The following is a 24,783-nucleotide window of genomic DNA, read 5'->3' on the forward strand; positions in this document are numbered from 1 at the left end:
ACTTGTGATGCGAAGCGACCGCGAACTTACCCCTGCCGAGCTGGATGCCTTCGGCGTTGAGCTGGACGACTTGCGCCAGCGCACCCTGGACGACCTGGGCGAAGCCGATGCCCGCTACATTCGCCGCATCCGTGCGGCTGTGCGTTTCTGCTGCTGGAGCGGGCGCGTCTTGCTGCTGCTCGGTTGGTTCCCACCCAGCTGGCTGCTGGGCGTGGCCCTGCTCGGGCTGGGCAAGATCCTCGAAAACATGGAGCTTGGTCATAACGTCATGCATGGCCAGTACGACTGGATGAACGACCCGGAGCTGCGCGGCACCCGCTATGAATGGGATATCGCCGGGCCTTCCGACTTCTGGCGACATACCCATAATCACATCCACCACAGCTACACCAACGTGCTCGGCATGGATGATGACGTGGGCTATGGCGTGGTGCGGCTGTTTCCCGAGCAGCGCTGGAAGCCCTTCTACCGCTGGCAACCATTGTGGGTGGCGTTGCAGGCTGTGCTGTTCCAGTACTCGGTAGCCGTGCAGCACCTGCGCCTGGATCAGTACGTCAAGGGCCGTATGAGCGCCGATGAATTGCGCCCGCTACTGCGCCAGTTCAATGCCAAGGTACTGCGCCAATCGGTGAAGGATTACCTGGCTTTTCCGCTCCTGGCGTTGCTGGTGGGAGGGAGCGTGACGGCGGTGCTCGTGGGGAATCTACTGGCCAACCTGATCCGCAACCTGTGGACTTTTACCGTGATTTTCTGCGGCCACTTCACTGAGCGCGCGGCGGTCTTCCCCGCCGACGTGCTGGAAGGGGAAAGTCGTGGTCACTGGTACCTGCGCCAACTGCGCGGCTCCAGCAATCTGGAAGGTGGCCCGTTGTTCCATATCCTCACCGGCAACCTCAGTCACCAGATCGAACACCATCTGTTCCCCGACCTGCCGGCGCGGCGTTATTCCGAGATGGCCAAGCAGGTGCGGGAGATCGCCCGGCGATATGGGCAGGATTACAACAGCGGTCGTTTGTCGGTGCAGTTCGGCAGCGTGATGAAGCGCATCTGGAAGTACCGGTTGGCCTGAGTTCGCAAGTGAACACGTGCTTGTGGGTTGGGTCGGGCGGCGCTCCGCCGAGGAACGAAGCCAAACGGCAGGCGCTTCCCTCTCCCTCTGGGAGAAGGGTTGGGAGTGAGGAACGGTTGTGGCCGCTCTGGCGCCCAAGGGCGAACCTGCGGTCCGCTTGGCGAATGAACTCGCCCCTACAGATTGCGGATATCCACAAACAACAAGCCCGGCATCCGCCGGGCTTTGAGGGTTTACCGCGTACTGCGATCAACTGATGCGCTGGGCTTGTGGCAGGCGATCGGCGCCACCTTCGGCAACGCGCAGGGCATTGGTGCGATCAGAGCCACCCTCAGCCACGCGGTCCAGGACCATGAAGCCGCCTTCCACTGCAACCGGCTCGATGACCTGGATGCTGGAACCTTCCTTCGATTCACCCAGTACTGGCTGGAAAGCGGCCGGCAGGGCGAAAGCGCTGGTGCTCAGGGCGGCGATGAACAGGGCGGCGAAGGCTTGGGTTTTCATGATCGTGGGCTCCTCGAAGGGGGCTGGAAGCGGGGTACGGAGCCAATTCTACGGACGGGGATTCGATTAAAAAGTGATCACTCTAGATAGGGAACATCAACGCCGTTAATGTTCTGTGGAGCCTTTTATAATCAATGCCTTGCGCCAACTTGCAGGCAAGTGGGCGGAATAGGCGGCAATAGAAGCGATGCGTTCGATGGAGCATCTCGGCACATTCGCAGGTCGATAAGGCATGGAGATCACGTGGCCCGCGAGCGGCTGCCGTGAGCAACGGGGAGAAGTGCATGACGCGAGGTCTTCGCATCCTGGCCAGGACGGTCCTGGCATTGGCGCTGCTGCTGGCGGCCTTGCTGGTGCTGGTTGCCACCTTCGACTGGAACCGCATCAAACCGGCACTCAACCAGCGTGTATCCGCCGAGCTGGGGCGGGAGTTCGCCATCGAAGGCGATCTCAGCGTCATCTGGCAGCGCGAGGAAGGTGAGGGGGGCTGGCGTGCCCTGTTGCCCTGGCCGCATTTCGTGGCCGAGAAGCTGCACCTGGGGAATCCCGAATGGGCCAAGGGGGGCGACTTCGTCACGCTGGAACGGGTGGAGTTCCGTGTCGCGCCGCTGCCGCTGCTCTGGCAGCAGCTGAGCATCCCGCGCATCGATCTGGGTAGCCCCAAGGCCAGCGTCCGGCGCCTGTCGGATGGCCGTAATAACTGGACCTTCGAGCTGCCGGAAAAGCCGCAGGACGGACAGCAGCAGGGCTCCAGCTGGAGCCTGGATATCGGCACCATTGGCTTCGACAAGGGCCAGGTCAAGGTGGATGACGCCCAGACCGGCACCCGGCTCGACATTCTCATCGATCCACTGGGCAAGCCCATTCCGTTCAGTGAGCTGCTGCCGGCCAAGGGAGCCCGGCCGGCGGCGACCACCGCTCAGGACTACGCCTTCGGCTGGCAGGCGAAGGGCAGTTACAAGAGTCAGCCGCTGGATGGCAAGGGCAAGGCGGGTGGCTTGCTGGCGTTGCAGAATGCCGACCTGCCATTCCCGCTGCAGGCTGAAATCAAGGCCGGCGACACTCGCATCGCCTTGCTGGGAACCTTGACTGACCCGCGCGAGCTCGGCGCCCTCGACCTGCGTCTGCAGCTTTCCGGCAAGAGCCTCGCCCAGCTCTATCCGCTGACGGGCGTCACGCTGCCGGAAACTCCGGCTTACTCCACCGACGGCCGGCTGGTGGCCCAACTGCAAGAACCCGGTGGGGCGAAGTTCCACTACCAGGGGTTCAACGGTCGCATTGGCGGTAGCGATATCCATGGCGATCTCACGTATGTCGCCAGCCAGCCCCGGCCCAAGCTCTCCGGCACCCTGACTTCGGAACAGCTACGCTTCGCCGATCTCGGCCCACTGATCGGCGCTGATTCACGGGCGGGTCAGCAGGCGCGTGGCGTCACTACGCGGCAGCCGACGGACAAGGTGCTGCCGGTGGAGGAATTCCGCACCGAACGCTGGCGGGCAATGGATGCCGATGTGAATTTCACCGGCAAGCGCATCCAGCACAGCGAGAAGCTGCCCTTCACCGACCTCTCCACCCATGTGCTGCTCGATGACGGCCTGCTCAGCCTTGCACCTCTGCGCTTTGGCGTAGCTGGTGGCGACCTGGATTCCACGATCCGTCTCGACGGGCGACGCATGCCACTGACTGGCAGGGCGCAGATCAAGGCGCGGCACTTCAAGCTCAAGGCGCTGTTCCCCAATGTCCAGGCTATGCGCAACAGCCTGGGCGAACTGAACGGCACGGCGGACCTTTCCGGCACCGGAAACTCGGTGGCAGCGCTGCTGGGCACGGCCAATGGCGATGTGCAGATGCTGGTCAACGACGGCACCATCAGCCGCAACCTGATGGAGATCGCCGGGCTCAATATGGGCAATTACCTGGTGGGGCGGCTGTTCGGCGACGAGGAAGTGAAGATCAATTGCGCGGCGGCAGACCTGGGCCTGAAGGACGGCCTGATGACCCCGCGCCTGTTCGTCTTCGACACCGAGAATGCACTGGTGCGGATCGACGGCAATGCCAACTTCCGCAACGAGCGCCTGGACCTCAGCGTCAATCCGGATTCCAAGGGCATGCGGGTATTCTCGCTGCGTTCGCCACTCTACGTGCGCGGCACCTTCAAGAATCCCCAGGCCGGGGTGCAGACAGTGCCGTTGGTGGTGCGCGGGGCGGGCATGCTGGCGTTGGGTGTGGCGGTAGCGCCGGCAGCTGCCTTGCTGGCGCTGGTGGCGCCGGCGGCCGGAGGCGGCGAGGGTAATGCGTGCCAGCCCCTGTTGCAGCAGATGCACAAGCGTTAGGCGGACGCTTTACCGAGGACTCGCTGATGCGTTTGCCGGGCCGGCCTCAAAGCTGATCGCGCTCCGCCTGCTCACGCTGGCCGCAGGTCATGAAGCCCTTGTGACGTACGCGGCCGGTGCTGTCGAAGCTGATGTGATAGGGCTGTTGGTGCCCTTCTTCATTGAGGATGTAGTTGTTGCAGGAACCCGGGTGCACGCTGCGCTGGACGACTGAAGAGGGACGCCCACCGATGATCAGCACCTGCTGCCGGCTCATTCCGGGTTCGACTTCCTCCACCAGAGGCTGGTTGCGGAAGGTGAGATAGTCGGTGGGGTTTTCGATCTTGCTGGCGCAGCCCGCCATCGATGCCAGGGCACAAGCCATGACAAGCGCTTGCTTGTACATCATGGGTCCTCATGGGTTAACGCTGTTGAAACACAGCGCTTGGATCATCGGAAACTGGGGAGAGTTCGCCCGAGTTCGCCGGTAGGCGAAGCAGGCGATGGACGGCATTGCGCCAGCAGCTGGCGAAATGCCTGGAGGAGGGACTGAAAGCCCCGGCGGGCGAGGCTTTCAGGAGATCTGATGGCGAATTGCCCGATGCCACCGTTCGGTAGCGATAAGGCCGATCAATAACCGTCGTGTTCCGCCTGCTTCTGGGCCTTCTCGCGCTCGGCCTGCTCGCGTTGCTGGCAGGTCATGAAGCCCTTTTCCTCGACCCGGCCGCTGCCGTCGAAGCTGACGTGGTACGCCTGCTGGTGGCCGTCCTGGTTGAGGATGTAATCGTTGCAGATACCGGCATTGACCTTGCGACGGGCAGACGACGATGGCGGGCCGCCGATGTTGCGCACCTGCGATTCGGTCATGCCTTCTTCGACCTGCTTGACCAGCGGCTGGTCGCGGTAGGTGTAGTAGTCGGTGGGGTTTTCCAACTTGCTGGCGCAGCCGGCCATCGAGGCCAGGGCGCAGGCCAGCAGCAACGCTTGCTTGCTCATGGCAGAACTTCCCTATCTGGCGCGGGCTCGCCCCGCGATGGGGTTGAGCCTAGCAGGCAGTTGAAAAACTACCTGCTCTGTCGATGGGGTGTCCCGGTTCGCCGTTGAATGCTCAGCCGTAGCGTTTCTTCGCTTCGATGGCCAGGCCGCTGCCGATGCTGCCGAACAGGTTGCCTTCCACCTGGCGGGCATTGGGCAGCATCGCCGCCACGCTCTGGCGCAGCGCCGGAATGCCGCTGGAGCCACCGGTGAAGAACAGGGTGTCGACCTGGTCGGCTCGCACGCCGGCCTGGTTCAGCAGGGCATCGACACTGGCGCGGATACGCACCAGGAGGTCGTCGATGGCGCTCTCGAACAGCGCGCGGGTCAGCATCACGTCCAGGCCGGGTTCGATACGTGTCAGGTCGATGCGGCGGTTCTCGCCCTCGGTCAGCTCGATCTTGCTGTCTTCCACCTGCATCGCCAGCCAGTGGCCGGCGCGCTGCTCGATCAGGCTGAAGAGGCGGTCGATGCCGGTCGCGTCGACGATGTCGTAGCGCATGTTCTTCAGCGCCAGTTGCGCCTTCTGGGCGTACACGGCGTTGATGGTGTGCCAGGTAGCCAGGTTAAGGTGGTAGCTGGTGGGCATCAGCGCATCGCTCTTCATGCGGCTGCCATAGCCGAACAGCGGCATCACGCCTTGCAGGCTGAGTTGCTTGTCGAAGTCGGTGCCGCCGATGTGCACGCCGCCGGTGGCGAGAATGTCGTCCTGGCGATCGGCCACTTCACGGCGCTCGGGCGAGAGGCGTACCAGGGAGAAGTCCGAGGTACCGCCGCCGATGTCGACGATCAGCACCAGTTCCTCACGCTCGATTTCTCGCTCGTAGTCGAACGCAGCAGCGATGGGTTCGAACTGGAAGGACACATCCTTGAAGCCGAGCTTCTGCGCCACGGCCACCAAGGTGTTCTGGGCTTCCTGATCGGCCTCCGGATCGTCATCCACGAAGAACACCGGGCGACCCAGTACCACCTGCTCGAACTCGTGGCCGGCAGCTGTTTCGGCGCGCTGCTTGAGCTGGCCGATGAACAGGCCAAGGAGGTCCTTGAAGGGCAGGGCGCTGCCCAGCACCGTGGTTTCGCTCTTGAGCAGCGGCGAGCCCAGCAGGCTCTTCAGCGAGCGCATCAGGCGGCCTTCATAGCCTTCCAGGTATTCGTGCAGGGCCTGGCGGCCATAGGCCGGGCGGCGTTCCTCGGTGTTGAAGAAAACCACCGAAGGCAGGGTGAACTTGTCGTCCTCCAGGGCGATCAGCGGCTCCACATCCGGGCGCCACCATCCGACGGTGGAGTTGGAGGTTCCGAAGTCGATGCCCAGGGCCTGGGCGGAGAGGACGTTGCTCATGTCGCGGGTGTTCCGAAAAAAACGGCCGAGCAGTTTACGCGAGCGGAATCAGGTTGTCCGGCACAGTTCGTCGCGCTGGCTAGACTTCCCTCCTGTGGATAAACAGGGAGACCCTTCCATGAAGAAACTATGCCTGCCCGTGATGTTCATCGCCCTGCTGGCCGCCGGCCAGGGCTTCGCCGCTACCCAGCAGGAAAAGATGAAAACCTGCAACGCCGACGCCTCGGCCAAGTCCCTCAAGGGCGACGAGCGCAAGGCCTTCATGAGCAAGTGCCTGAAGATGACCCAGCAGGAGCGCATGACGGCCTGCAACAAGGACGCTTCGGAAAAGACCCTGAAAGGTGACGAGCGCAAGGCTTTCATGAGCCAGTGCCTGAAGAAGGACTAGCGCAAGCCTCGACGCCAGCTTCCCGACATCGAACTGGCTAGATGTACGCCAGTAACCGGCCTGCCGACATTACCCCGCACCAGATCAGTATCGACAGCGCCACCTGCAGCCGCCCGCCAGCGGGTGGCTGCTGGTCCCAGTCCACCAGCCGTGCGCTCCACAGAGCGCGGAACAGCAAGGCGTTGACGACTCCCACGGCGACCAGCAGCAGCTTGAGTTGCAGCAGCCAGTTCCCCAACAGTGGCCCCGCGTCGGCGGCGAACAGGCAGAAACCGGTAAACAGCAGGAGCAGCAACCCGGCAATTCCGATCGGTGTCAGGCGGCGCGACGTCTCCTGCAGCGGCACTTCGCGGGCAAGTCCGAGCAGGCGCAGATCGAGCAGCAGCATCGAGCCGAGCAACATCACCAGCCCGAGCAGGTGCAGCAGGTTGGCCGCCGGGTAGAACAGCGTGGACTCGCGCATCAGCGTGCCAAAGGGCGAGGCCTCCAGCTGTTCCGCCCAGGGCAGGACGAACTCCATCACCGCCTCAGCGCAGCTCCACCGTGCGTCCGTCGACGATCACTCGCTCCGCGCGGATCTCCGCCGTGCCGTCCTTGCGTGGGTACCCGATAATGCTCACCCGCTTGCCGGGGAGCAGGTCCGCTTCCGGTAATCCTCGCGCCGCCATGCGGCTGATGGGCGCCAGCACCACGTGCCATTCACGGCCTTCGTAGTCGATGGTGATATGCGCATGGGGATTGCGGTAGGAGAGTTCCTTGACCGGCGCCTCGATGGTCAGCGTCTTGCCGGCGTCATAGGAGCTCCAGCCGTGATGGGCTAAGGCAGCGGTGGCGCCGAGTACCAGGGCGAAGAAGGCGATCAGCAGGGTGAGCTTTCTCATTGGGTGGCCTCCAGGCAGCGACCCGGAAAGCGTAGGCGCTCTATGGATTAATCGCCGCCGGGGCAGTTTCCCGAAACACAATGGTCGCTGAGCAACTGCGGGAGCGAATTCCTTCGCGATTGAAATCGCTCCCACAGCGGATTGCCGGATCGGTGAAGCGTGATCCCCCTACGGCATCCCCATCCAGCCCAGAGTCAGAGACGTCAGCACCAGGTAACGCCCCGCTTTGGCCAGCGTCACCAGCGCCAGGAACACCCAGAAGGATTCCCGCATCACCCCGGCCACAAGGGTCAGTGGATCGCCGATCACCGGTACCCAGGCCAGCAGCAGCGACCAGCGCCCGTAGCGGTGGTAGAAGGCCTGAGCCCGTTCCATCTGCGCCGGCTTTACCGGGAACCAGCGGCGTTCGCGGAAGTGCTCCAGGTAGCGTCCCAGCCACCAGTTCACCAGCGAGCCCAATACATTGCCGAAGGTTGCTACCGCCACCAGCGCCCAGGCCGGATGGGCCTTGCCCAGCAGAAGTCCGACCAGCACGGCTTCTGATTGCAGGGGGAGCAGGGTGGCGGCGCCGAAGGCGGACAGGAACAGGCCCAGGTAGGCGGTGAGTGCCAGCACGGCAGCGTCTCGAAAAAGGGGGCGTCAGTGTGGCGGCCGACGAAGTGCCGGACAAGTCGGGTGGCGCTTAAGCGAATTGAAAGACTGATCCGTTAGAATGGGCGCAGTCTGACAATGGAAAAACGGGGGCGTCGACTCCAGAGTTACGGAGCCGGCTTCATTCTGACCCCCTTCTGATCTTTGGTGCCCTTTATGCGTAGAGCTTCTCATCACGAGTTGCGCACGGCCTTTCGTGCGCTGCTGGACTCGGATTCCTGTTATCACACCGCTTCGGTGTTCGACCCCATGTCCGCCCGCATCGCTGCTGACCTCGGTTTCGAAGTCGGCATTCTCGGTGGCTCGGTTGCGTCCCTGCAGGTGCTCGCCGCGCCTGACTTCGCCCTGATCACGCTCAGCGAGTTCGTCGAACAGGCCACCCGCATCGGCCGCGTTTCGCGCCTGCCGGTCATCGCCGACGCCGACCACGGCTACGGCAACGCCCTCAACGTGATGCGTACCGTGGTCGAACTGGAGCGTGCCGGCATCGCCGCACTGACCATCGAAGACACCCTGCTGCCGGCCCAGTTCGGCCGCAAGTCCACCGACCTGATCCCGGTGGAAGAGGGCGTCGGCAAGATCCGCGCTGCCCTGGAGGCGCGCGTCGATCCGGACCTGGCGATCATCGCCCGCACCCACGCCGGTGTGCTCAGTACCGACGAAGTGATCAAGCGCACCAAGGCCTATGAGGCTGCCGGCGCAGATGGCATCTGCATGGTCGGCGTGGCTGACTTCGAGCATCTGGAAAAGATCGCCGAGCACTTGAGCATTCCGCTGATGCTGGTCACGTACGGCAACCCCAAACTGCGTGACAACGAGCGCCTCGCCCGCCTTGGCGTGCGCATCGTGGTCAATGGACACGCTGCCTACTTCGCCGCCATCAAGGCGACCTACGACTGCCTGCGCGAGCAGCGCCAGGTAGCCACCGGCACCGAACTTACCGCCACCGAACTCACCCACAAGTACACCTTGCCCGAGGACTACATCATCTGGGCCGAGGAGTTCATGGACGTGAAGGAGTAGCGCGACCTCCACTTGTCGCCTGACGACCGCCCCCCTTGCAAAAGGCCGGAAGAAAGCCCAAATCTTCCACAGAGCCTTGAGCAAGCGGGAGGTCAGCATGGCCAGCGGTTGGGCCGGCGATGGCGCCGTCCAGGAACAGATCGACAGCACTATCGAAGATGCCATCCAGCGCGCGCGCAGCCAGTTGCCGAAGGGCGAAAGCCTGACGCACTGCGAGGAGTGCGACGCCCCTATCCCCGAAGCCCGCCGCAAGGCGATCCCCGGCGTGCACCTGTGCGTCGCCTGCCAGACCGAACACGACAAGGAAAATGCGGCCTTTACCGGGTACAACCGGCGGGGGAGCAAGGACAGTCAGTTGCGGTAGGGCGATATCTAGAGTCGATCCTGCGCTTTGCTGTAGACCAGCCCGCGCTCACGCTTGCCGACGCTGATCACGACCACTGTGATTCGCTGATCTTCGACCCGGTACACCAACCGATACCCGGCAGTGCGGAGCTTGATCTTGAAGCAGTCAGGCATGCCGTGAAGGGCATCGCCCGGTACTCGCGGTCGTTGCAACCGCTGTTTCAGCTTCTACTTGAATTGCTCCCGGACGGTATCGCCGAGCTTGCGCCATTTCTTCAGCGCCGAAGGCAGGAACTCCAGTTCATAGATCATCGAGGCTGACTTTAACTCCCTTCTCGTGGGCACGGCTGCGGACTATCTCGGCAAGATCCTGATCGTCCAGATAGTCCATCAGCGCTTCGAAGGTTTCAGCCGGAACCATGTAGGCCATGACCTTGTTGTGATTGAGAACAGCCACCGGGGCACCTTTCGCACCGGACACTACGGCTGAAGGGTTTTTCTTCAGCTCGGATACGCTGACGGCAACATTGGCAAGAACGCTCTGCATGAATTTGGCTCCTATATAGGGAGCCAAATCCTGGTCTTTTTATGGCGCTTACTCAAGCCACAGGTTGGTCTGGGAGTTGCGTTGACTTCGTGAGTCAGAACAGGAAGTACCGCTGCGCCATCGGCAGCACGTCCGCCGGTTCGCACCAGAGGAGTTGGCCGTCTGCTTTCACCTGGTAGTTCTGCGGGTCGACTTCGATGGTCGGCGCATAGCCGTTGTGGATCAGGTCCTTTTTTTGCACGTCGCGGCAGCCCTTCACCACGCCGATCTGCTTCTTCAATCCCAATTGTTCGGGGATGCCCGCTTCGAATGCCGCCTGGCTGATGAAGGTGATGCTGGTGGCGTGACGGCTGCCGGCGTAGCTGGCGAACATCGGGCGGTAGTGCACGGGTTGCGGCGTGGGGATCGAGGCGTTGGCGTCGCCCATCAGGCTCGCGGCGATGGCGCCGCCCTTGAGGATCAGCGTCGGTTTCACGCCGAAGAAGGCCGGGCGCCAGAGCACCAGGTCCGCCCACTTGCCTACTTCGATCGAGCCCACTTCATGGCTGATGCCGTGGGTGATGGCCGGGTTGATGGTGTACTTGGCGATGTAGCGTTTGGCGCGGAAGTTGTCGTTGCCGGGCGCGTCTTCGGGCAGGGCGCCGCGCTGTTTCTTCATCTTGTCGGCGGACTGCCAGGTGCGGGTGATGACTTCGCCTACGCGCCCCATCGCCTGGCTGTCGGAGCTGATCATGCTGAAGGCGCCAAGGTCGTGGAGGATATCTTCGGCGGCGATGGTCTCGCGGCGGATGCGGCTTTCGGCGAAGGCCACGTCCTCGGCGATGCTCGGGTCCAGGTGATGGCAGACCATGAGCATGTCCAGGTGCTCGTCGATGGTGTTGCGGGTGAAGGGCCGGGTCGGGTTGGTCGAACTGGGCAGCACGTTGGAGAAGCCGCAGGCCTTGATGATGTCCGGGGCGTGGCCGCCGCCGGCGCCTTCGGTGTGATAGGTGTGGATGGTGCGGCCCTTGAACGCGCCAAGGGTAGTTTCGACGAAGCCGGACTCGTTCAGGGTGTCGGTATGGATGGCCACCTGTACGTCGTACTGGTCGGCGACCGACAGGCAATTGTCGATGGCTGCCGGCGTGGTGCCCCAGTCTTCATGGAGCTTGAGGCCGATGGCGCCGGCCTTCACCTGCTCGATGAGCGGCTCCGGCAGGCTGGCGTTGCCCTTGCCGGTGAAGCCGATGTTCATCGGGAAGGCGTCGGCGGCCTGGAGCATGCGCGCCATGTGCCACGGCCCCGAGGTGCAGGTGGTGGCGTTGGTGCCGGTGGCCGGGCCCGTACCGCCGCCGATCATGGTGGTGACGCCGCTCATGAGCGCCTCTTCGATCTGCTGCGGGCAGATGAAGTGGATGTGGGTGTCGATGCCGCCGGCGGTGAGGATCATGCCCTCGCCAGCGATCACCTCGGTGCTGGCGCCAACGGCGATGGTGACGTCGGGCTGGATGTCCGGGTTGCCGGCTTTGCCGATGGCGGCGATGCGGCCGTCCTTGAGGCCGACGTCGGCCTTGACGATGCCCCAGTGGTCGATGATCAGCGCGTTGGTGATCAGGGTGTCGACCACATCGGCGGCCAGCAACTGGCCCTGGCCCATACCGTCGCGGATCACCTTGCCGCCGCCGAACTTAACTTCTTCGCCGTAGGTGGTGAAGTCCTTCTCGACTTCGATCCACAGGTCGGTATCGGCCAGGCGCACCTTGTCGCCGACGGTGGGGCCGAACATGTCGGCATAGGCTTGTCTGCTGATTTTCATCGTCAGTGCTTCCGTTGATTCCATGCGGGGCGGGTCTACCCTCACCCCCAGCCCCTCTCCCGGAGGGAGAGGAGGGTTGTGTTAGAGGTCGCCCATCACCCGGCCGGCGAAGCCGAACACGCGGCGTAAACCGGCCAGGTCGACCAGTTCCACCTCGCGGCTCTGGCCGGGCTCGAAGCGCACGGCGGTGCCGGCCGGGATGTTCAGGCGCATGCCGCGTGCGGCCGCACGGTCGAAGGCGAGCGCATCGTTGGTTTCGAAGAAGTGGTAGTGGGAGCCGACCTGGATCGGCCGGTCACCGGTATTGGCCACGGAGAGGGTCAGGGTGCGGCGGCCGGCGTTGAGTTCGATCTCGCCGTCCTGGATCTGGTATTCGCCGGGGATCATCAGGTCACTCCAGGATGAGTTGCATGAAGGTGAGGTCGAGCCAGCGCTCGAACTTGCGGCCCACCTGGGGCATCTGCCCGGTGGTGACGAAGCCGAGGCGTTCGTGCAGGCGGATGGAGGCGGCGTTCTCGCTCTCGATGGCGGCGACCATCACGTGCAGGCCAGCCTTGCGGGCGCGTTCGATCAGCGCCTGCATCAGCGCTGGCCCGAGGCCCTGGCCGCGCTGGTCACCGTGCACGTAGACCGAGTGCTCCACGGTGTGGCGGAAGCCCTCGATGGTGCGCCAGGTGCCGTAGCTGGCGTAGCCGAGTACATCGCCCGCCGCGTTCACTGCCACCAGCACCGGGAAGCCTGCAGCCGCTCGGTCGGCCAGCCAGGCGCAGCGGTTGGCCAGATCGACCAGGGTTTCGTTCCAGATCGCCGTGGTGTTCTCCACGGCGTCGTTGTAGATGGCGAGGATGCCGGGGAGGTCAGCCTCGATGGCATCGCGAATGTCGTAAGTCATGGCAGTGGTCACGCAATTGGCTGGTGCACGGTCACCAGCTTGGTGCCGTCGGGGAAGGTGGCCTCGATCTGGATCTCCGGGATCATCTCCGGCACGCCTTCCATCACCTGGTCACGGGCGAGCAGGGTGGTGCCGAAGTGCATCAGCTCGGCCACGGTCTGGCCGTCGCGGGCACCTTCCAGCAGGGCGGCGGAGATGAACGCCATGGCTTCCGGGTAGTTGAGCTTCAGGCCACGGGCCAGGCGTCGTTCGGCCACCAGGCCAGCGGTGAAGATCAGCAGCTTGTCTTTCTCTCTTGGGGTGAGGTCCATCAGGTACTCCAGATGCGAGGAGGCGCGGCCTCGCGGCCGAGCAAGGCAGGGCGCAACAGGCGCCAGAGGTCGATCAGCCAGGCGCGGGCGTGCAGTGCCTCGGAGGCGAGGCAGCGGGCCACCAGCAGGCCGGGCAATTGGGTCAGGTCGCCGCGCCCTGCACAGGGGAGTTCGCGGCAACGTTCGAGCAGGTTGGAGTCGATCTCGCCGGTAACGATCAGGGTGGCAAACACCGGATGGCCGGCAAGGCCGATGGGGGAGTCGAGCAGGCCGTCGGCACCTTCGACGCGCTGGCGTTCATGCCAGATCAGGGTGCCATTACGGTGGATATCCAGATGCGCCTGGAAGTGGCCTTCGACGAAGCGTTCGCGGGCAGCGGGGCGGCCGAGGGCGACCATGTCCCAATAGAACAGGCGGGCGTCGTCGGCCAGTTCGATGCGGGTGGAAAGCTCGGCCTTGGCACCCGAGAAGACGATGGTTTCCTGGGGCAGCCATTCCAGCGTGGCGCCGGACTCGACGTTGAGTTCGACTTGCTGGAAGGCCGGACTGGCGGCGCGATACCACTTGGCCGCGCCGGGGCTGGTGAGCTGCGCCCAGGCGCCTTTGCCAGCGCGTGCGGAGATGTCCAGGCGGTCGCCGCCGGCAATGCCGCCGGGTGGGTGGACGATGATGTGCTGGCACACTTGCGGGCCTTCGGCATGCAGGTGCTTCTGTACCCGCAGAGGGCCCTTGTGACGGCGCTGCACTGGGCGCGTGGTAGCTCCATCGAGCGCATAGGCCAGCTCCAGTTCGGCGTGCCAACTGGGGGTGAAGAGGGCTGTGTCGGCAGGTGCGTTCATAAGTCGTTCTTGTAGGGTGGGTTAGTCGCGAAGCGACGTAACCCACGCGGTGCGAAGTTGTTGGCAGGGGCACATCATATGGTCACCAGGCCCCGCACGCCCTCGGCTTCCATGTTTTCTCCGCGCCCCTGCTGGACGATTTCGCCCCGGCTCATCACCAGGTACTGATCGGCCAGTTCGGCGGCGAAGTCGTAGAACTGCTCCACCAGCAGGATGGCCATGTCGCCGCGCTCGGCGAGCTTCCTGATCACCGCGCCGATCTCCTTGATCACCGAGGGCTGGATGCCTTCGGTGGGCTCGTCGAGTATCAACAGGCGCGGCTGGCTGGCCAGGGCGCGGCCGATGGCGAGTTGCTGCTGTTGGCCGCCGGAGAGGTCGCCGCCGCGGCGGTGCTTCATCTCCCGCAGCACGGGAAAGAGCTCGTAGATGGATTCCGGCACCGCCTTGGCCTGGCCGGCGGGAAAGCGGGAAAGGCCCATCAGCAGGTTCTCTTCCACCGTCAGGCGCGGGAAGATTTCGCGGCCCTGGGGCACGTAGGCGATGCCCGCATGTACCCGTTGGTGCGGCTTGAAACCGGTGATGGCGCGGCCTTCCCAGTTCACCGCACCTTCCTTGGCCGGAATCAGGCCCATCAGGCATTTCAGCAGGGTGGTCTTGCCCACCCCGTTGCGCCCGAGCAGGCAGGTGACTTCACCGATCTTCACGTCGAACGACAGGCCGCGAAGGATGTGGCTGCCGCCGTAGTACTGGTGGAGCTTGTCGACTGTCAGCATGTCGATGTCCTTGTCTTTGCGTAGGGTGGATCGCGCTTCATCGATCCACCCTGCAAGGCGGTGGTTGAGAAAAGCGTCATCCACCCTACGAGTGTTGTTTCTTCAGCGACCGAGGTAGACCTCGATCACCTGTTCGTTGGCTTGCACGTCGGCCAGCGAGCCTTCGGCCAGGACGTGGCCCTGGTGCAGCACGGTGACGTGGTCGGCGATTGAGCCGACGAAGCCCATGTCATGCTCCACCACCATCAGCGAATGCTGGCCGGCGAGGCTCTTGAACAGCTCGGCGGTGAACTCGGTTTCGGCATCGGTCATGCCTGCCACCGGCTCGTCGAGCAGTAGCAGTTGCGGGTCCTGCATCAGCAGCATGCCGATCTCGAGGAACTGCTTCTGGCCGTGGGAGAGCAGGCCGGCCGGGCGATTGCGCGAGGCTTCCAGGCGGATCACCGCGAGCACTTCGTCGATGCGGTCCTTCTGCTCGCCGGTGAGCTTCGCCCGCAGGCTGGCCCAGACGGATTTGTCGGTCTTCTGCGCCAGCTCCAGGTTCTCGAACACCGAGAGCGCCTCGAACACGGTGGGCTTCTGGAACTTGCGGCCGATGCCGGCCTGGGCGATTTCAACTTCGCTCATGCGGGTGAGGTCGAGTGTTTCGCCGAACCAGGCCTTGCCGGTGTCGGGTCGTGTCTTGCCGGTGATCACGTCCATCAGCGTGGTTTTGCCCGCGCCGTTGGGGCCGATGATGCAGCGCAGCTCACCGACCCCGATGTAGAGGTTGAGATCGCGCAGCGCCTTGAAGCCATCGAAGCTGACGCTGATGTCTTCCAGGGTGAGGATGGTGCCGTGGCGCACGTCCAGGCCTTGGCCGGCGACATGGCCAAGGCCCAGAGCATCGCGGCCGCTGCCGGCGTCGCGGTTGGGATCGAAGGCGGGTTCGAGCATGAGTTCGGGTACCGGAGCTGCACGCATTTACTTTTCTCCCCGTTTGACCAGGCCAATCACGCCCTTGGGCAGATAGAGGGTGACCAGGATGAACAGGGCGCCGAGGAAGAACAGCCAGTACTCGGGGAAGGCTACGGTGAACCAGCTCTTCATGCCGTTGACCAGGCCGGCGCCGAGCAGTGGACCGATCAGCGAGCCGCGACCGCCGAGGGCGACCCACACGGCCGCTTCGATAGAGTTGGTGGGCGACATCTCGCTGGGATTGATGATGCCCACCTGGGGTACATAAAGCGCACCGGCCAGCCCGCAGAGCACAGCGGACAGCACCCAGATGAACAGCTTGTAACCACGCGGGTCGTAGCCGCAGAACATCAGGCGGTTCTCGGCGTCGCGCAACGCCGTGAGCACGCGGCCGAACTTGCTCCGGGCCAGACGCCAGCCGAGCAGCAGGCTGCCCACCAGTAGCGCCACCGTCGCCAGGAACAACACCGCGCGGGTGCCCGGCGCGGTAACGTCGAAGCCGAGGATGCGCTTGAAGTCGGTGAAGCCGTTGTTGCCGCCGAAGCCGGTTTCGTTACGGAAAAACAGCAGCATGCCGGCGAAGGTCAGCGCCTGGGTCATGATCGAGAAGTACACGCCCTTGATCCGCGAACGGAAGGCGAAGAAGCCGAACACCAGCGCCAGCAAGCCTGGCGCCAACACCACCAGGCACATGGCCCAGAGGAAGTGCTGGGTGCCGGCCCAGTACCAGGGCAGCTCGGTCCAGGCGAGGAAGCTCATGAAGGCCGGTAGGCCGTCGCCGGCGGCTTCGCGCATCAGGTACATGCCCATGGCATAGCCGCCCAGGGCGAAGAACAGCCCGTGGCCGAGGGACAGGAGCCCCGCGTAGCCCCAGACCAGGTCCAGGGCGAGGGCGACTATGGCGTAGCAGAGGATCTTGCCCACCAGGGTCAGGGTGTAGGCCGAGACTTGCAGCGGGTTGTCCGCCGGCAGCAGGTGCAGCAATGGCATGGCCAGCAGTAGGGCAAGCACCACCGCGCCGATGGCCAGCGAGGTGCGTGGGCCGAGGGTGGCCGTGGCGCGGGCAAGCAGGGTCTGGTTGAGTGGTTGAGTCATCAGTCGATCACCCTGCCTTTCAGTGCGAAGAGGCCCTGCGGGCGCTTCTGTATGAAGAGAATGATCAGCGCCAGGATGAGTATCTTGCCCAGCACGGCACCGATCTGCGGTTCGAGGATCTTGTTCGCCACGCCGAGACCGAAGGCAGCCAGGACGCTGCCAGCAAGCTGGCCGACGCCACCCAGCACCACTACCAGGAACGAGTCGATGATGTAGCCCTGGCCAAGGTCAGGGCCGACGTTGCCGATCTGCGACAGGGCGACGCCGCCAAGGCCGGCGATACCGGAGCCGAGGCCGAAGGCGAGCATGTCCACGCGGCCAGTGGGCACGCCGCAGCAGGCGGCCATGTTGCGGTTCTGGGTGACGGCACGCACGTTGAGGCCCAGGCGGGTCTTGTTCAGCAGCAGCCAGGTCAGGACCACCACGAACAGGGCGAAGCCGATGATCACGATGCGGTTGTACGGCAGCACGAGGTTGGGCAGCACCTGCATCCCCCCGGACAGCCAGGTGGGGTTGGCCACTTCGACGTTCTGCGCACCGAAGATCACGCGAACCAGCTGGATCAGGATGAGGCTGATGCCCCAGGTCGCCAGCAGGGTTTCCAGCGGACGGCCATAGAGGTGGCGGATCACCGTGCGCTCCAGCGCCATGCCCACCAGGGCGGTGACGAAGAAGGCCACCGGCAGCGCCACCAGCGGATAGAGCGCGAGCATTTCCGGCGCCAGGTGCTGGAAGCCCAGTTGCACCATGTAGGTGGTGTAGGCACCGAGCATCAGCATTTCGCCGTGGGCCATGTTGATCACCCCGAGCAGACCGAAGGTGATGGCCAGGCCGAGGGCCGCGAGCAGCAGGATGGAACCCAGCGACAGGCCGCTGAAGGCCTGGCCGAGTAGCTCGCCCACCAGCAGCCGGCGCTTGACCTGGGCCAGGCTGGTTTCGGCGGCGGTGCGTACGCCAGCATCGGTTTCCACGCTCGGGTCGAGCAGGGTTTCGAGACGGGTGCGGGCCAGCGGGTCGCCGGTTTCGCCGAGCAGGCGCACGGCGTTGAGGCGGATGGCAGGATCGGGGTCGACCAGCTGCAGGTTGGCCAGGGCGAGGCTGATGGCGTCGCGTACGCCGGTATCTTCTTCGGCCACCATGCGCTGGTTGAGCAATGGCAGTTGCGCGGGCTTGGCGCTCTTCTGCAATTGACGAGCGGCTTCCAGGCGCGCGGCGGGTTCGGCGGCGAGCAACTGGTGGCTGGCTTGGGCGGTGATCAGCAGGCCGCGTAGGCGGTTGTTCAGACGCAGCTTCTTCGGCGTTCCGACGGCAGCAGCATCACCTTCGGCGGCGATGAAGGCACCGTCCTGTTCGAGGAAGGCCTGTTTGGCGTCGATGGCGAAGCGGCCCTGCTGCAGGGCATCCAGTAGCGGCTGGCGCGCGGCGTCGGGCTCGGCGGCCCAGCGCTCCAGCAGTTTCGCCTGCTGCGCCGGATTGGCCGCGGCGAAGTCGTTGGCGTCGCCAGCCAGTGCTTCGAGGGGAAGCAGCAGGGCCAGGGCGAGGAGGATTCGGTAGAAGGCGGAGGGCATGGGATGGTCCTGGTTCATTGCGCGAGTAGAGGGCTGTGCCGACTGACACTTCCCTCACCCCCGGCCCCTCTCCCAGGGGGAGAGGGGTGACGTGGTGCCGGGCGCCGTGTTTCCCCGAGGCTCCGAACGATTCCCCTCTCCCTCCGGGAGAGGGGCTAGGGGGGAGGGAACCTGGTTCGGCACGGTGTCCCGGACAACCTCATTCAGCTCAGTTGCTCTTCACCGCATAGTCCGGCTTCTTGTCGTTGCCGGGGATGAAGGGACTCCAGGGCTCAGCGCGCAGCGGGCCTTCGGTCTGCCAGACCACGGAGAACTGACCGTCTTCCTGGATCTCGCCGATCATCACCGGCTTGTGCAGGTGGTGGTTGGTCTTGTCCATGGTCAGGGTGTAGCCGGACGGCGCGGCGAAGGACTGGCCGGCCAGGGCTTCGCGGACCTTGTCCACATCGGTGGTGCCGGCTTTCTCCACGGCCTGCGCCCACATATGGATGCCTACGTAGGTGGCCTCCATCGGGTCGTTGGTCACCGCAGTCTGGTAGTTGGGCAGGTTCTTGGCTTTCGCATAGGCCTTCCACTGCTCGACGAACTTGCCGTTGACCGGGTTATCCACGGACTCGAAGTAGTTCCAGGCGGCCAGGTGGCCCACCAGCGGTTTGGTGTCGATGCCGCGCAGTTCTTCCTCGCCCACCGAGAAGGCCACCACCGGTACGTCGGTGGCTTCCAGGCCCTGGTTGGCCAGTTCCTTGTAGAAGGGCACGTTGGAGTCGCCGTTGACGGTGGAGATCACTGCGGTTTTGCCGCCAGCGGAGAACTTCTTGATGTTGGCGACGATGGTTTGATAGTCGCTGTGGCCGAAGGGGGTGTAGACCTCTTCGATGTCCTTGTCGGCGATACCCTTGCTATGCAGGAAGCTGCGCAGGATCTTGTTGGTGGTGCGCGGGTAGACGTAGTCGGTGCCCAGCAGGAAGAAGCGCTTGGCGCTGCCGCCGTCTTCGCTCATCAGGTACTCGACGGCCGGAATGGCTTGCTGGTTCGGCGCGGCGCCGGTGTAGAAGACGTTGGGGGAGAGTTCTTCACCCTCGTACTGCACCGGGTAGAAGAGCAGCCCGTTGAGCTCCTCGAAGACTGGCAGCACGGACTTGCGCGATACCGAGGTCCAGCAACCGAAGACCACATCCACCTTATCCTTGGTCAGCAGCTGGCGGGCCTTCTCGGCGAACAGCGGCCAGTTGGACGCAGGGTCCACCACCACCGGCTCGAGTTGCTTGCCGTTGACGCCGCCCTTGGCGTTGATCTCGTCGATGGTCATCAGCGCCATGTCTTTGAGCGAGGTCTCGGAAATCGCCATGGTGCCGGAGAGGGAGTGCAGGATGCCGACCTTGATGGTCTCGGCCGCCTGAATAGTCCAGGACATGCCCATGGCGGCGATGGATGCGGAAAGGGTGAACGCCTTGATCAGGCTGCGACGTTGCATGGGTCGATCTCCGTTCTTATCCAAGTTTTTGAAATAACTGCGTTTATTGGTTTGGTGTCCGGGCAGTATTCAAAGGGGCTTCCTCGTCACCCTTGGGCGGGCTGCGGTCTCTGCCGAGCGCTGTGCAACATGTGCAGGGTGATCTTGCGTACTTCGGCCTTGCTGGTTTCGATATGGGTCCTCAGCAATTGCTGTGCCTCTTCGCAGCGGCGGTGCGTGATGGCCTGGAGAATTGCGGCGTGTTCGACGTAGGTGGCGTCGACACGAGGTGTCTGGGTGAAGTCCAGGCGCCGGATGATGCGGATCTTTTCGCTGACTTCACGGTGGATACGGGCCATCTCGCGATTGCCTGCGGCTTCCACCAACTGGCAATGAAAATCCTCGTCCAGGCGCGACACTTCGAAGCCGTCGTCCGGTCGCGGTTGCACCATCCAGGTGCGACTGAGCCGTTGCAGTGCCTCGGGTTGCTCGCCAGTGGGGCGGCAGCAGTGGCGACGTACGGCCTCCAGTTCCAGGACGATGCGTAGTTCGTACAGCTCTTCGAAGTGATCGAAGTCGAACGCCTTCACCTGCCAGCCGCTGCGAAAGCGCACTTCCAGGTAGCCCTCGCGCTCCAGACGATGCAGGGCCTGGCGCACCGGCGTACGACTGGCGGCCATGCGCTCGGCTATATCGCCTTCGCTGAAGCGGTCGCCGGGCAGCAGGCGGAACTCGCTGATGTCCTCCTTGAGTCGGGCGTAGATGCGTCCGGCCAGGCTGTCGGGGCGCTCCTGGCGCCCGTTGCTGGTGCTGGCGAGTTGCATGGTCAGCGCTGCTGACTGGCGATAAAGGCGCGCCAGCCACCGAAGCCGGTGATGTCGCGGGCGCCTTCCAGTGCGTAGGGCTCGCAGATGAAGCCCTTCACCCAGCGACCGTCTTCCAGCTGCAGGTTGCCGATGCCCAGCGGCGGCGGGATTTCGGCGACGAACTCGCCGAAGCGCGCCAGCGGGATGTCCCAGAGCTCGACGATCAGCGCGGCGCCATCCGGTCTGCGCGCCAGACCTGGTTTGGGCGGCACGGTGCCGGGCAGGGCGAACAGGCGGTAGTCGGTAGCGGTGCGGGTTTCTTCCACCAGCACGGCGTTTCGGGCGGTGAGCTGGAAGTTCAGCGGCATGCCTGTGAGGTGGGCGCCGACCACCGCAACGCGGACACATCCTGGCGCCTGGCTCGCGGGCGCCAGGGGCGGCAGCACGCGTCCAGTGGCGCCCAGTGGCAGGCCGAGGCTGGCTTGCCAGCGTTTGCCGAAGTCGGCTAGCGCGGCGTCGTGCCAGGCTGGGGCGAGCAGGGTGATGCCGGCCGGCAGGCCATCGGCCCGGAACCCGGCGGGCAGGGCCAGGGCGGCGAGGTCGGAGAAATTGGTGAAGTTGGTGTAGGTGCCGAACTGGGCGTTGAACAGTACCGGCTCTTCGGCCATCTCGGCGATGCGGCGGATGGTCGGCGAGGTGGGCACCACCAGGGCGTCGAAGGGTTCGAGGGCCAGGTTGATCTGGCGCGCCAGTTCGGCACGCAGGTATTCGGCGCGGTAGGCGTCGCAGGCGCTGTAGTTCAGGCCGTTGGCGAGAATGCCGTGCACCACCGGATCCATGGCATCGGGCTGATCGCTGAAGATGGCGCCGGCCGCCACGGTGCGTTCGGCCACCCAGGGACCCTGGTAGAGCTGCGCGGCCAACTGGCGGAAGGGGCTGAAGTCGATTGGGGTGATCTCGGCGCCGAGGGTACGAAGTTTGTCCAGCGCGGCCTCGAAGACGGCACGGGTCTGCTCGTCACCGAAGAATTCCAGGGTGTCCGGCACTGCCAGCTTTGGCCTCGCGGACACGCCGACCGGATTGCTGTTGGGGTTTTGCCGGGAGTACGGGTCGCGGGCGTCGTAACCGCCACCAATGCGCGCGACGGTTTCCGCGTCGGCCACCGTCAAGGCGAACACCGAGATGCAGTCGATGGTGCGGCAGGCCGGCACCAGACCGGCGTTGGACAGCCAGCCCTTGGTGGGTTTCAGCCCGACGATGTTGTTGAAACCCGCTGGCACGCGGCCGGAGCCGGCGGTATCGGTGCCGAGGGAAAAGGGCACCAGGCCGCGCGCCACGACCGAGGCGGAGCCTGAACTGGAGCCGCCGCTGACGTAGTCCGGATCGAAGGTGTTGGCGACGGCCCCATAGGGCGAGCGGGTTCCCACCAGCCCAGTGGCGAACTGGTCGAGGTTGGTCTTGCCAATGAGGATGGCGCCGGCTGCGCGCAGGCGGGCAACCACGTGGGCGTCGTCGATGGCTTCATACGCGAAGGCCGGGCAGGCGGCGGTGGTGGTCCAGCCCGCGGCGTCGATGTTGTCCTTGATGGCGAAGGGGACACCGTAGAGGGGCAGGCGCTCACGCCGGCCTTCGGCAGCGGTCAGCAGGTCAGCGAGTTCGATGAGCTGGGCATCGAGCTGCTCGGCGCTGGCCAGGCTGATCCAGGCGTTGTCTTCTGCATCGAGGCGCTGGAGCAGGGCGTGCAGCAAATCGGCGGGTTGCAGTTGGTCGCGGTAGGCCTGTTGCCAGTCTGAAAGGGTGAAGGCGAGAGGGGCTTCGGACATGCTCTGGAGTTCCATCTTGTATCCAAGTTGGAATTCCCTTGAGCAAGGCTGGTGCCAGAGTCTGGAAAGCCGCGCCATTGCTGGGGTCAGGGCTTATTCGCGATGTTCGCGGTGCGCCTCGATGCGCACCGCGCCAGGGCATGGGCGGCGAATCAGGACGTAGGTTGGTGCAAAGCGAAGCGAAGCCCAACGCCGAGTTGGGCATTGCGCACGAAGCTACAGCACCAGGTAATTCTTCACCCCGGTGAAGATGATCTGCGCGGCCAGGGCGCAGACGAACAGGCCCATCAGGCGACTGACGATCTGCAGGCCCTGGTCGCCGAGGATGCGTTCGATGTGGTCGGAAAGGTAGAGGATGGCTCCGACCGTGGCCGAAGCGATGGCGATGGCGAAAAGAGCCGTGAACTTGTCATTCCAGTGCACATGGCCGGCACCCATCACCAGCATGGCGCCGATGGTGCCGGGGCCGACGGTCAGCGGAATGGTCAGCGGGACGATGGTGACGTCCTGTTGCACGTTGTCCGCCTGTACTGCCGGCTTGCCCTGGGCCATGCCAAGGGCAGAGATGAACAGCACGGTGCCGGCGCCGATACGGAAGGCGTCGATGGTGATGCCGAAGACATTGAAGATGGCCTGGCCGAACAGGTAAAGCAGGGCGCTCGCCACCAGCGTACCGAGGGCGACTTTCCATGCGAGCTTCTTGCGCTCCTTCACCGTGTATCCGCGGGTCAGGCTGATGAAGCAGGAGAGCACGAAGAAGGGGCTGTAGAGCACCAGCATCTTCAGGTACAGGCTGGAAAGGCTTTCGAGCATGGGGGCATCCATTCTTGACTGCGAGGGCCGCTCATCAGTGTAGAGGCTGCCCTGCCATTGGGCGCACAACTATAACCGCGTCACCGGGGTCGGCTATACCTTCCCCCACTGGGTCGTTTCGTCGCGCAGGGAGCCGTTGATGGCGCGCATGAGCTTTACCCCCAACCTCCAGCGTCACCTCGATGTCCCCGAACTGGACGTCGCGGCTTCCTCCGTGGCCGAGGCGCTGGAAGCCGCTTTCGTCGCCAATCCACGCCTGCGCAGCTACCTGCTGGATGATCAGGGTCGCCTGCGCCGGCATGTGGCGATCTTCGTCGATGCCCAGCAGGTCAGTGACCGCCGACGCCTCAGCGATCCCGTGGGACCATCCAGTGACATCTTCGTTGTCCAGGCGCTGTCCGGCGGCTGAGCCGGCGCAAGGAGAAGGAGCATGAGCCGATGCATCCACGTGGCGACCCGCAAGGGTCTGCTGCGATTCGAGCCGAAGGGTGATGGCTGGCGACTGGCTCGCCAGGATTTCCTTGGCGAGCCGGTGAGCATGTTGCTGGCCGACCCGCGCGATGACCACCTCTATGCAGCCCTGCACCTTGGGCACTTCGGCCCCAAGTTGTGGCGCTCGGCTGATGACGGGCAGAACTGGGAGGAGATCGCCGCCCCGGCCTTCGCCCAGGTAGACGGGGGCGAGGATGGCCCCTCGGTCGAGATGATCTGGTGCCTTGAGCCGGGAGGGGCGGACCAGCCCGGAACCCTCTGGGCCGGAACCATTCCCGGGGGACTGTTCAGGTCGCGTGACCATGGTGCGTCCTGGAGCCTGGTGGACAGCCTCTGGGAACGCCCGGAGCGGGCCAACTGGTTCGGCGGAGGCTATGACCAGCCGGGCATCCACTCCATTTGCGTCGACCCGCGCAACAGTCGGCACCTGACCCTGGCAGTGTCTTGTGGCGGCGTCTGGCACAGCGAGGACGAAGGCGTCAGCTGGAGCTATCGCACCCGAGGCATGCGCGCCGCCTACATGCCGCCGGAGCGTGCCGAGGAGCCTGACATCCAGGACCCACACCGCATGGTGGCCTGCCCTGCGGACCCGGAGCGGCTCTGGGTGCAGCACCACAACGGTATCTTCGTCAGCGCCGATCGCGGATTGAACTGGCGGGAAGTGCAGCAAGCCGGGCCATCCACCTTCGGTTTCGCCGTGGCGGTGCATCCGTCCGATCCGGATTGCGCCTGGTTCGTGCCGGCGGTGAAGGACGAATGCCGCGTTCCCGCCGACCAACGCCTGCGGGTTACCCGTACGCGCGATGGCGGCAAGCGTTTCGATGTGCTCGAGCGGGGCCTGCCACAACAGCTCTGTTACGACCTGGTGTACCGGCACGGGCTGGATGTGGATGGCAGCGGGCAGCGCCTGGTGATGGGCTCCACCACCGGGCATCTGTGGGTATCCGAGGACCAGGGAGACAGCTGGAACCTTGTGGCGGGGCACCTTCCGCCGATCTTTGCGGTGAGGTTTGGGTAGGGCCTGCGGGCAGCCAGAAAACAGTCAGCAATGGCGCTGAAAACCCCCTCTCCC

General features: G+C 64.4%; 28 protein-coding genes and 1 pseudogene. 7 read left to right on the top strand and 22 right to left on the bottom strand.

Annotation, left to right across the window (positions count from 1 at the left end):
- The first annotated feature begins 7 nt into the window (after positions 1–7).
- Positions 8–1,069 carry a fatty acid desaturase gene (locus D6Z43_RS22760; protein WP_120654285.1) on the top strand — a complete coding sequence of 354 codons (1,062 nt, stop codon included), beginning with the start codon at positions 8–10 and terminating at the stop codon, positions 1,067–1,069.
- A 249-nt stretch (positions 1,070–1,318) separates the two neighbouring features.
- On the opposite strand, the gene D6Z43_RS22765 is transcribed toward D6Z43_RS22760, so the two are convergent.
- The gene (locus D6Z43_RS22765) at positions 1,319–1,573 is read right to left on the bottom strand and encodes a hypothetical protein (protein ID WP_256660907.1); all 255 of its coding nucleotides are present in this window, start codon (positions 1,571–1,573) and stop codon (positions 1,319–1,321) included.
- A 284-nt stretch (positions 1,574–1,857) separates the two neighbouring features.
- On the opposite strand from D6Z43_RS22765, the gene D6Z43_RS22770 reads away from it, so the two are divergent.
- A complete protein-coding gene (locus D6Z43_RS22770; RefSeq protein ID WP_120654286.1) occupies positions 1,858–3,906 on the top strand; it encodes an AsmA family protein in 2,049 nt (682 codons plus the stop codon).
- 46 nt (positions 3,907–3,952) lie between these two features.
- Here D6Z43_RS22770 and osmE (D6Z43_RS22775) read toward each other — a convergent pair whose 3' ends face one another.
- From osmE (D6Z43_RS22775) to D6Z43_RS22785, 3 genes are all read right to left on the bottom strand, one after another.
- Entirely contained in the window at positions 3,953–4,291 is a 339-nt protein-coding gene (osmE, locus tag D6Z43_RS22775) for an osmotically-inducible lipoprotein OsmE (protein WP_120654287.1), read from the bottom strand.
- Positions 4,292–4,515: 224 nt separating this feature from the next.
- Positions 4,516–4,881: an osmotically-inducible lipoprotein OsmE gene (gene osmE, locus D6Z43_RS22780; protein ID WP_120654288.1), complete on the bottom strand. Its 366-nt coding sequence runs from the start codon at positions 4,879–4,881 to the stop codon at positions 4,516–4,518.
- A gap of 112 nt (positions 4,882–4,993) precedes the next feature.
- Complete coding sequence (locus D6Z43_RS22785) at positions 4,994–6,259, bottom strand: Hsp70 family protein (protein ID WP_120654289.1); 1,266 nt, start codon at positions 6,257–6,259, stop codon at positions 4,994–4,996.
- 118 nt (positions 6,260–6,377) lie between these two features.
- Between D6Z43_RS22785 and D6Z43_RS22790 the strand changes: the two genes are divergently transcribed.
- On the top strand, positions 6,378–6,647 hold the full coding sequence (locus D6Z43_RS22790; RefSeq protein WP_120654290.1) for a PsiF family protein: 270 nt from the start codon (positions 6,378–6,380) through the stop codon (positions 6,645–6,647).
- Between the two features lie 37 nt (positions 6,648–6,684).
- On the opposite strand, the gene D6Z43_RS22795 is transcribed toward D6Z43_RS22790, so the two are convergent.
- The 3 genes from D6Z43_RS22795 to D6Z43_RS22805 form a co-directional block, all read right to left on the bottom strand.
- Positions 6,685–7,167 carry a hypothetical protein gene (locus tag D6Z43_RS22795; RefSeq protein ID WP_120654291.1) on the bottom strand — a complete coding sequence of 161 codons (483 nt, stop codon included), beginning with the start codon at positions 7,165–7,167 and terminating at the stop codon, positions 6,685–6,687.
- 7 nt (positions 7,168–7,174) lie between these two features.
- Complete coding sequence (locus D6Z43_RS22800) at positions 7,175–7,528, bottom strand: DUF6152 family protein (protein WP_120654292.1); 354 nt, start codon at positions 7,526–7,528, stop codon at positions 7,175–7,177.
- 168 nt (positions 7,529–7,696) lie between these two features.
- Positions 7,697–8,143: a YqaA family protein gene (locus tag D6Z43_RS22805; protein ID WP_120654293.1), complete on the bottom strand. Its 447-nt coding sequence runs from the start codon at positions 8,141–8,143 to the stop codon at positions 7,697–7,699.
- 192 nt (positions 8,144–8,335) lie between these two features.
- Between D6Z43_RS22805 and D6Z43_RS22810 the strand changes: the two genes are divergently transcribed.
- Complete coding sequence (locus tag D6Z43_RS22810; protein WP_120654294.1) at positions 8,336–9,202, top strand: oxaloacetate decarboxylase; 867 nt, start codon at positions 8,336–8,338, stop codon at positions 9,200–9,202.
- A gap of 97 nt (positions 9,203–9,299) precedes the next feature.
- A complete protein-coding gene (locus tag D6Z43_RS22815) occupies positions 9,300–9,566 on the top strand; it encodes a DksA/TraR family C4-type zinc finger protein (protein WP_120654295.1) in 267 nt (88 codons plus the stop codon).
- An 8-nt stretch (positions 9,567–9,574) separates the two neighbouring features.
- Here D6Z43_RS22815 and D6Z43_RS22820 read toward each other — a convergent pair.
- From D6Z43_RS22820 to D6Z43_RS22890, 15 genes and pseudogenes are all read right to left on the bottom strand, one after another.
- Positions 9,575–9,859: pseudogene (locus D6Z43_RS22820) on the bottom strand (type II toxin-antitoxin system RelE/ParE family toxin).
- Positions 9,849–10,094 (bottom strand): type II toxin-antitoxin system Phd/YefM family antitoxin, encoded by a 246-nt coding sequence (locus tag D6Z43_RS22825; RefSeq protein WP_120654296.1) that lies wholly within the window; start codon positions 10,092–10,094, stop codon positions 9,849–9,851. Before D6Z43_RS22825 ends, D6Z43_RS22820 begins: the two are co-directional and overlap by 11 nt.
- Before the next feature lie 94 nt (positions 10,095–10,188).
- Positions 10,189–11,889: an urease subunit alpha gene (gene ureC / locus D6Z43_RS22830; protein ID WP_120654297.1), complete on the bottom strand. Its 1,701-nt coding sequence runs from the start codon at positions 11,887–11,889 to the stop codon at positions 10,189–10,191.
- Positions 11,890–11,970: 81 nt separating this feature from the next.
- The gene (locus D6Z43_RS28445) at positions 11,971–12,276 is read right to left on the bottom strand and encodes an urease subunit beta (protein ID WP_021222397.1); all 306 of its coding nucleotides are present in this window, start codon (positions 12,274–12,276) and stop codon (positions 11,971–11,973) included.
- Between the two features lie 4 nt (positions 12,277–12,280).
- Positions 12,281–12,781, bottom strand: a complete 501-nt coding sequence (locus D6Z43_RS22840; RefSeq protein ID WP_120655340.1) for a GNAT family N-acetyltransferase — start codon at positions 12,779–12,781, stop codon at positions 12,281–12,283.
- An 8-nt stretch (positions 12,782–12,789) separates the two neighbouring features.
- Complete coding sequence (ureA, locus tag D6Z43_RS22845; protein ID WP_120654298.1) at positions 12,790–13,092, bottom strand: urease subunit gamma; 303 nt, start codon at positions 13,090–13,092, stop codon at positions 12,790–12,792.
- A complete protein-coding gene (locus tag D6Z43_RS22850) occupies positions 13,092–13,931 on the bottom strand; it encodes an urease accessory protein UreD (RefSeq protein ID WP_120654299.1) in 840 nt (279 codons plus the stop codon). The genes ureA and D6Z43_RS22850 overlap by 1 nt, the downstream gene beginning before the upstream one ends.
- 74 nt (positions 13,932–14,005) lie before the next feature.
- The gene (urtE, locus tag D6Z43_RS22855) at positions 14,006–14,704 is read right to left on the bottom strand and encodes an urea ABC transporter ATP-binding subunit UrtE (protein WP_120654300.1); all 699 of its coding nucleotides are present in this window, start codon (positions 14,702–14,704) and stop codon (positions 14,006–14,008) included.
- Positions 14,705–14,806: 102 nt separating this feature from the next.
- On the bottom strand, positions 14,807–15,667 hold the full coding sequence (gene urtD, locus D6Z43_RS22860) for an urea ABC transporter ATP-binding protein UrtD (protein WP_120654301.1): 861 nt from the start codon (positions 15,665–15,667) through the stop codon (positions 14,807–14,809).
- A complete protein-coding gene (gene urtC, locus D6Z43_RS22865; RefSeq protein ID WP_120654302.1) occupies positions 15,668–16,756 on the bottom strand; it encodes an urea ABC transporter permease subunit UrtC in 1,089 nt (362 codons plus the stop codon).
- Positions 16,756–18,324, bottom strand: a complete 1,569-nt coding sequence (gene urtB / locus D6Z43_RS22870; RefSeq protein WP_120655341.1) for an urea ABC transporter permease subunit UrtB — start codon at positions 18,322–18,324, stop codon at positions 16,756–16,758. The genes urtC and urtB overlap by 1 nt, the downstream gene beginning before the upstream one ends.
- A gap of 208 nt (positions 18,325–18,532) precedes the next feature.
- Positions 18,533–19,798 (bottom strand): urea ABC transporter substrate-binding protein, encoded by a 1,266-nt coding sequence (gene urtA, locus D6Z43_RS22875; RefSeq protein WP_120654303.1) that lies wholly within the window; start codon positions 19,796–19,798, stop codon positions 18,533–18,535.
- An 86-nt stretch (positions 19,799–19,884) separates the two neighbouring features.
- On the bottom strand, positions 19,885–20,601 hold the full coding sequence (locus D6Z43_RS22880) for a GntR family transcriptional regulator (RefSeq protein WP_120654304.1): 717 nt from the start codon (positions 20,599–20,601) through the stop codon (positions 19,885–19,887).
- Between the two features lie 2 nt (positions 20,602–20,603).
- The gene (gene atzF / locus D6Z43_RS22885) at positions 20,604–22,406 is read right to left on the bottom strand and encodes an allophanate hydrolase (protein WP_256660908.1); all 1,803 of its coding nucleotides are present in this window, start codon (positions 22,404–22,406) and stop codon (positions 20,604–20,606) included.
- Between the two features lie 216 nt (positions 22,407–22,622).
- A complete protein-coding gene (locus D6Z43_RS22890; RefSeq protein ID WP_120654306.1) occupies positions 22,623–23,219 on the bottom strand; it encodes a MarC family protein in 597 nt (198 codons plus the stop codon).
- Between the two features lie 139 nt (positions 23,220–23,358).
- Between D6Z43_RS22890 and D6Z43_RS22895 the strand changes: the two genes are divergently transcribed.
- Both D6Z43_RS22895 and D6Z43_RS22900 read left to right on the top strand, forming a co-directional pair.
- A complete protein-coding gene (locus D6Z43_RS22895) occupies positions 23,359–23,628 on the top strand; it encodes a MoaD/ThiS family protein (protein ID WP_120654307.1) in 270 nt (89 codons plus the stop codon).
- A gap of 21 nt (positions 23,629–23,649) precedes the next feature.
- Entirely contained in the window at positions 23,650–24,729 is a 1,080-nt protein-coding gene (locus D6Z43_RS22900) for an exo-alpha-sialidase (protein ID WP_120654308.1), read from the top strand.
- Positions 24,730–24,783 lie beyond the last annotated feature (54 nt).

Origin of the sequence: Pseudomonas sp. DY-1, assembly GCF_003626975.1 — a bacterium.
In the GTDB taxonomy this organism is placed as follows: domain Bacteria; phylum Pseudomonadota; class Gammaproteobacteria; order Pseudomonadales; family Pseudomonadaceae; genus Metapseudomonas.

Bases quoted from the DNA above. Each gene is read 5' to 3' on its own strand.
- D6Z43_RS22785 (WP_120654289.1), bottom strand. From the start codon at position 6,259: ATGAGCAACGTCCTCTCCGCCCAGGCCCTGGGCATCGACTTCGGAACC.
- D6Z43_RS22790 (WP_120654290.1), top strand. From the start codon at position 6,378: ATGAAGAAACTATGCCTGCCCGTGATGTTCATCGCCCTGCTGGCCGCC.
- D6Z43_RS22825 (WP_120654296.1), bottom strand. From the start codon at position 10,094: ATGCAGAGCGTTCTTGCCAATGTTGCCGTCAGCGTATCCGAGCTGAAG.
- ureC (WP_120654297.1), bottom strand. From the start codon at position 11,889: ATGAAAATCAGCAGACAAGCCTATGCCGACATGTTCGGCCCCACCGTC.
- D6Z43_RS22850 (WP_120654299.1), bottom strand. From the start codon at position 13,931: ATGAACGCACCTGCCGACACAGCCCTCTTCACCCCCAGTTGGCACGCC.
- osmE (WP_120654288.1), bottom strand. From the start codon at position 4,881: ATGAGCAAGCAAGCGTTGCTGCTGGCCTGCGCCCTGGCCTCGATGGCC.
- D6Z43_RS22815 (WP_120654295.1), top strand. From the start codon at position 9,300: ATGGCCAGCGGTTGGGCCGGCGATGGCGCCGTCCAGGAACAGATCGAC.
- D6Z43_RS28445 (WP_021222397.1), bottom strand. From the start codon at position 12,276: ATGATCCCCGGCGAATACCAGATCCAGGACGGCGAGATCGAACTCAAC.
- D6Z43_RS22890 (WP_120654306.1), bottom strand. From the start codon at position 23,219: ATGCTCGAAAGCCTTTCCAGCCTGTACCTGAAGATGCTGGTGCTCTAC.
- urtE (WP_120654300.1), bottom strand. From the start codon at position 14,704: ATGCTGACAGTCGACAAGCTCCACCAGTACTACGGCGGCAGCCACATC.
- D6Z43_RS22895 (WP_120654307.1), top strand. From the start codon at position 23,359: ATGGCGCGCATGAGCTTTACCCCCAACCTCCAGCGTCACCTCGATGTC.
- ureA (WP_120654298.1), bottom strand. From the start codon at position 13,092: ATGGACCTCACCCCAAGAGAGAAAGACAAGCTGCTGATCTTCACCGCT.
- urtA (WP_120654303.1), bottom strand. From the start codon at position 19,798: ATGCAACGTCGCAGCCTGATCAAGGCGTTCACCCTTTCCGCATCCATC.
- urtC (WP_120654302.1), bottom strand. From the start codon at position 16,756: ATGACTCAACCACTCAACCAGACCCTGCTTGCCCGCGCCACGGCCACC.
- D6Z43_RS22800 (WP_120654292.1), bottom strand. From the start codon at position 7,528: ATGAGAAAGCTCACCCTGCTGATCGCCTTCTTCGCCCTGGTACTCGGC.
- D6Z43_RS22765 (WP_256660907.1), bottom strand. From the start codon at position 1,573: ATGAAAACCCAAGCCTTCGCCGCCCTGTTCATCGCCGCCCTGAGCACC.
- D6Z43_RS22900 (WP_120654308.1), top strand. From the start codon at position 23,650: ATGAGCCGATGCATCCACGTGGCGACCCGCAAGGGTCTGCTGCGATTC.
- osmE (WP_120654287.1), bottom strand. From the start codon at position 4,291: ATGTACAAGCAAGCGCTTGTCATGGCTTGTGCCCTGGCATCGATGGCG.
- D6Z43_RS22840 (WP_120655340.1), bottom strand. From the start codon at position 12,781: ATGACTTACGACATTCGCGATGCCATCGAGGCTGACCTCCCCGGCATC.
- D6Z43_RS22810 (WP_120654294.1), top strand. From the start codon at position 8,336: ATGCGTAGAGCTTCTCATCACGAGTTGCGCACGGCCTTTCGTGCGCTG.
- D6Z43_RS22880 (WP_120654304.1), bottom strand. From the start codon at position 20,601: ATGCAACTCGCCAGCACCAGCAACGGGCGCCAGGAGCGCCCCGACAGC.
- atzF (WP_256660908.1), bottom strand. From the start codon at position 22,406: ATGTCCGAAGCCCCTCTCGCCTTCACCCTTTCAGACTGGCAACAGGCC.
- urtD (WP_120654301.1), bottom strand. From the start codon at position 15,667: ATGCGTGCAGCTCCGGTACCCGAACTCATGCTCGAACCCGCCTTCGAT.
- D6Z43_RS22770 (WP_120654286.1), top strand. From the start codon at position 1,858: ATGACGCGAGGTCTTCGCATCCTGGCCAGGACGGTCCTGGCATTGGCG.
- D6Z43_RS22760 (WP_120654285.1), top strand. From the start codon at position 8: ATGCGAAGCGACCGCGAACTTACCCCTGCCGAGCTGGATGCCTTCGGC.
- urtB (WP_120655341.1), bottom strand. From the start codon at position 18,324: ATGCCCTCCGCCTTCTACCGAATCCTCCTCGCCCTGGCCCTGCTGCTT.
- D6Z43_RS22795 (WP_120654291.1), bottom strand. From the start codon at position 7,167: ATGGAGTTCGTCCTGCCCTGGGCGGAACAGCTGGAGGCCTCGCCCTTT.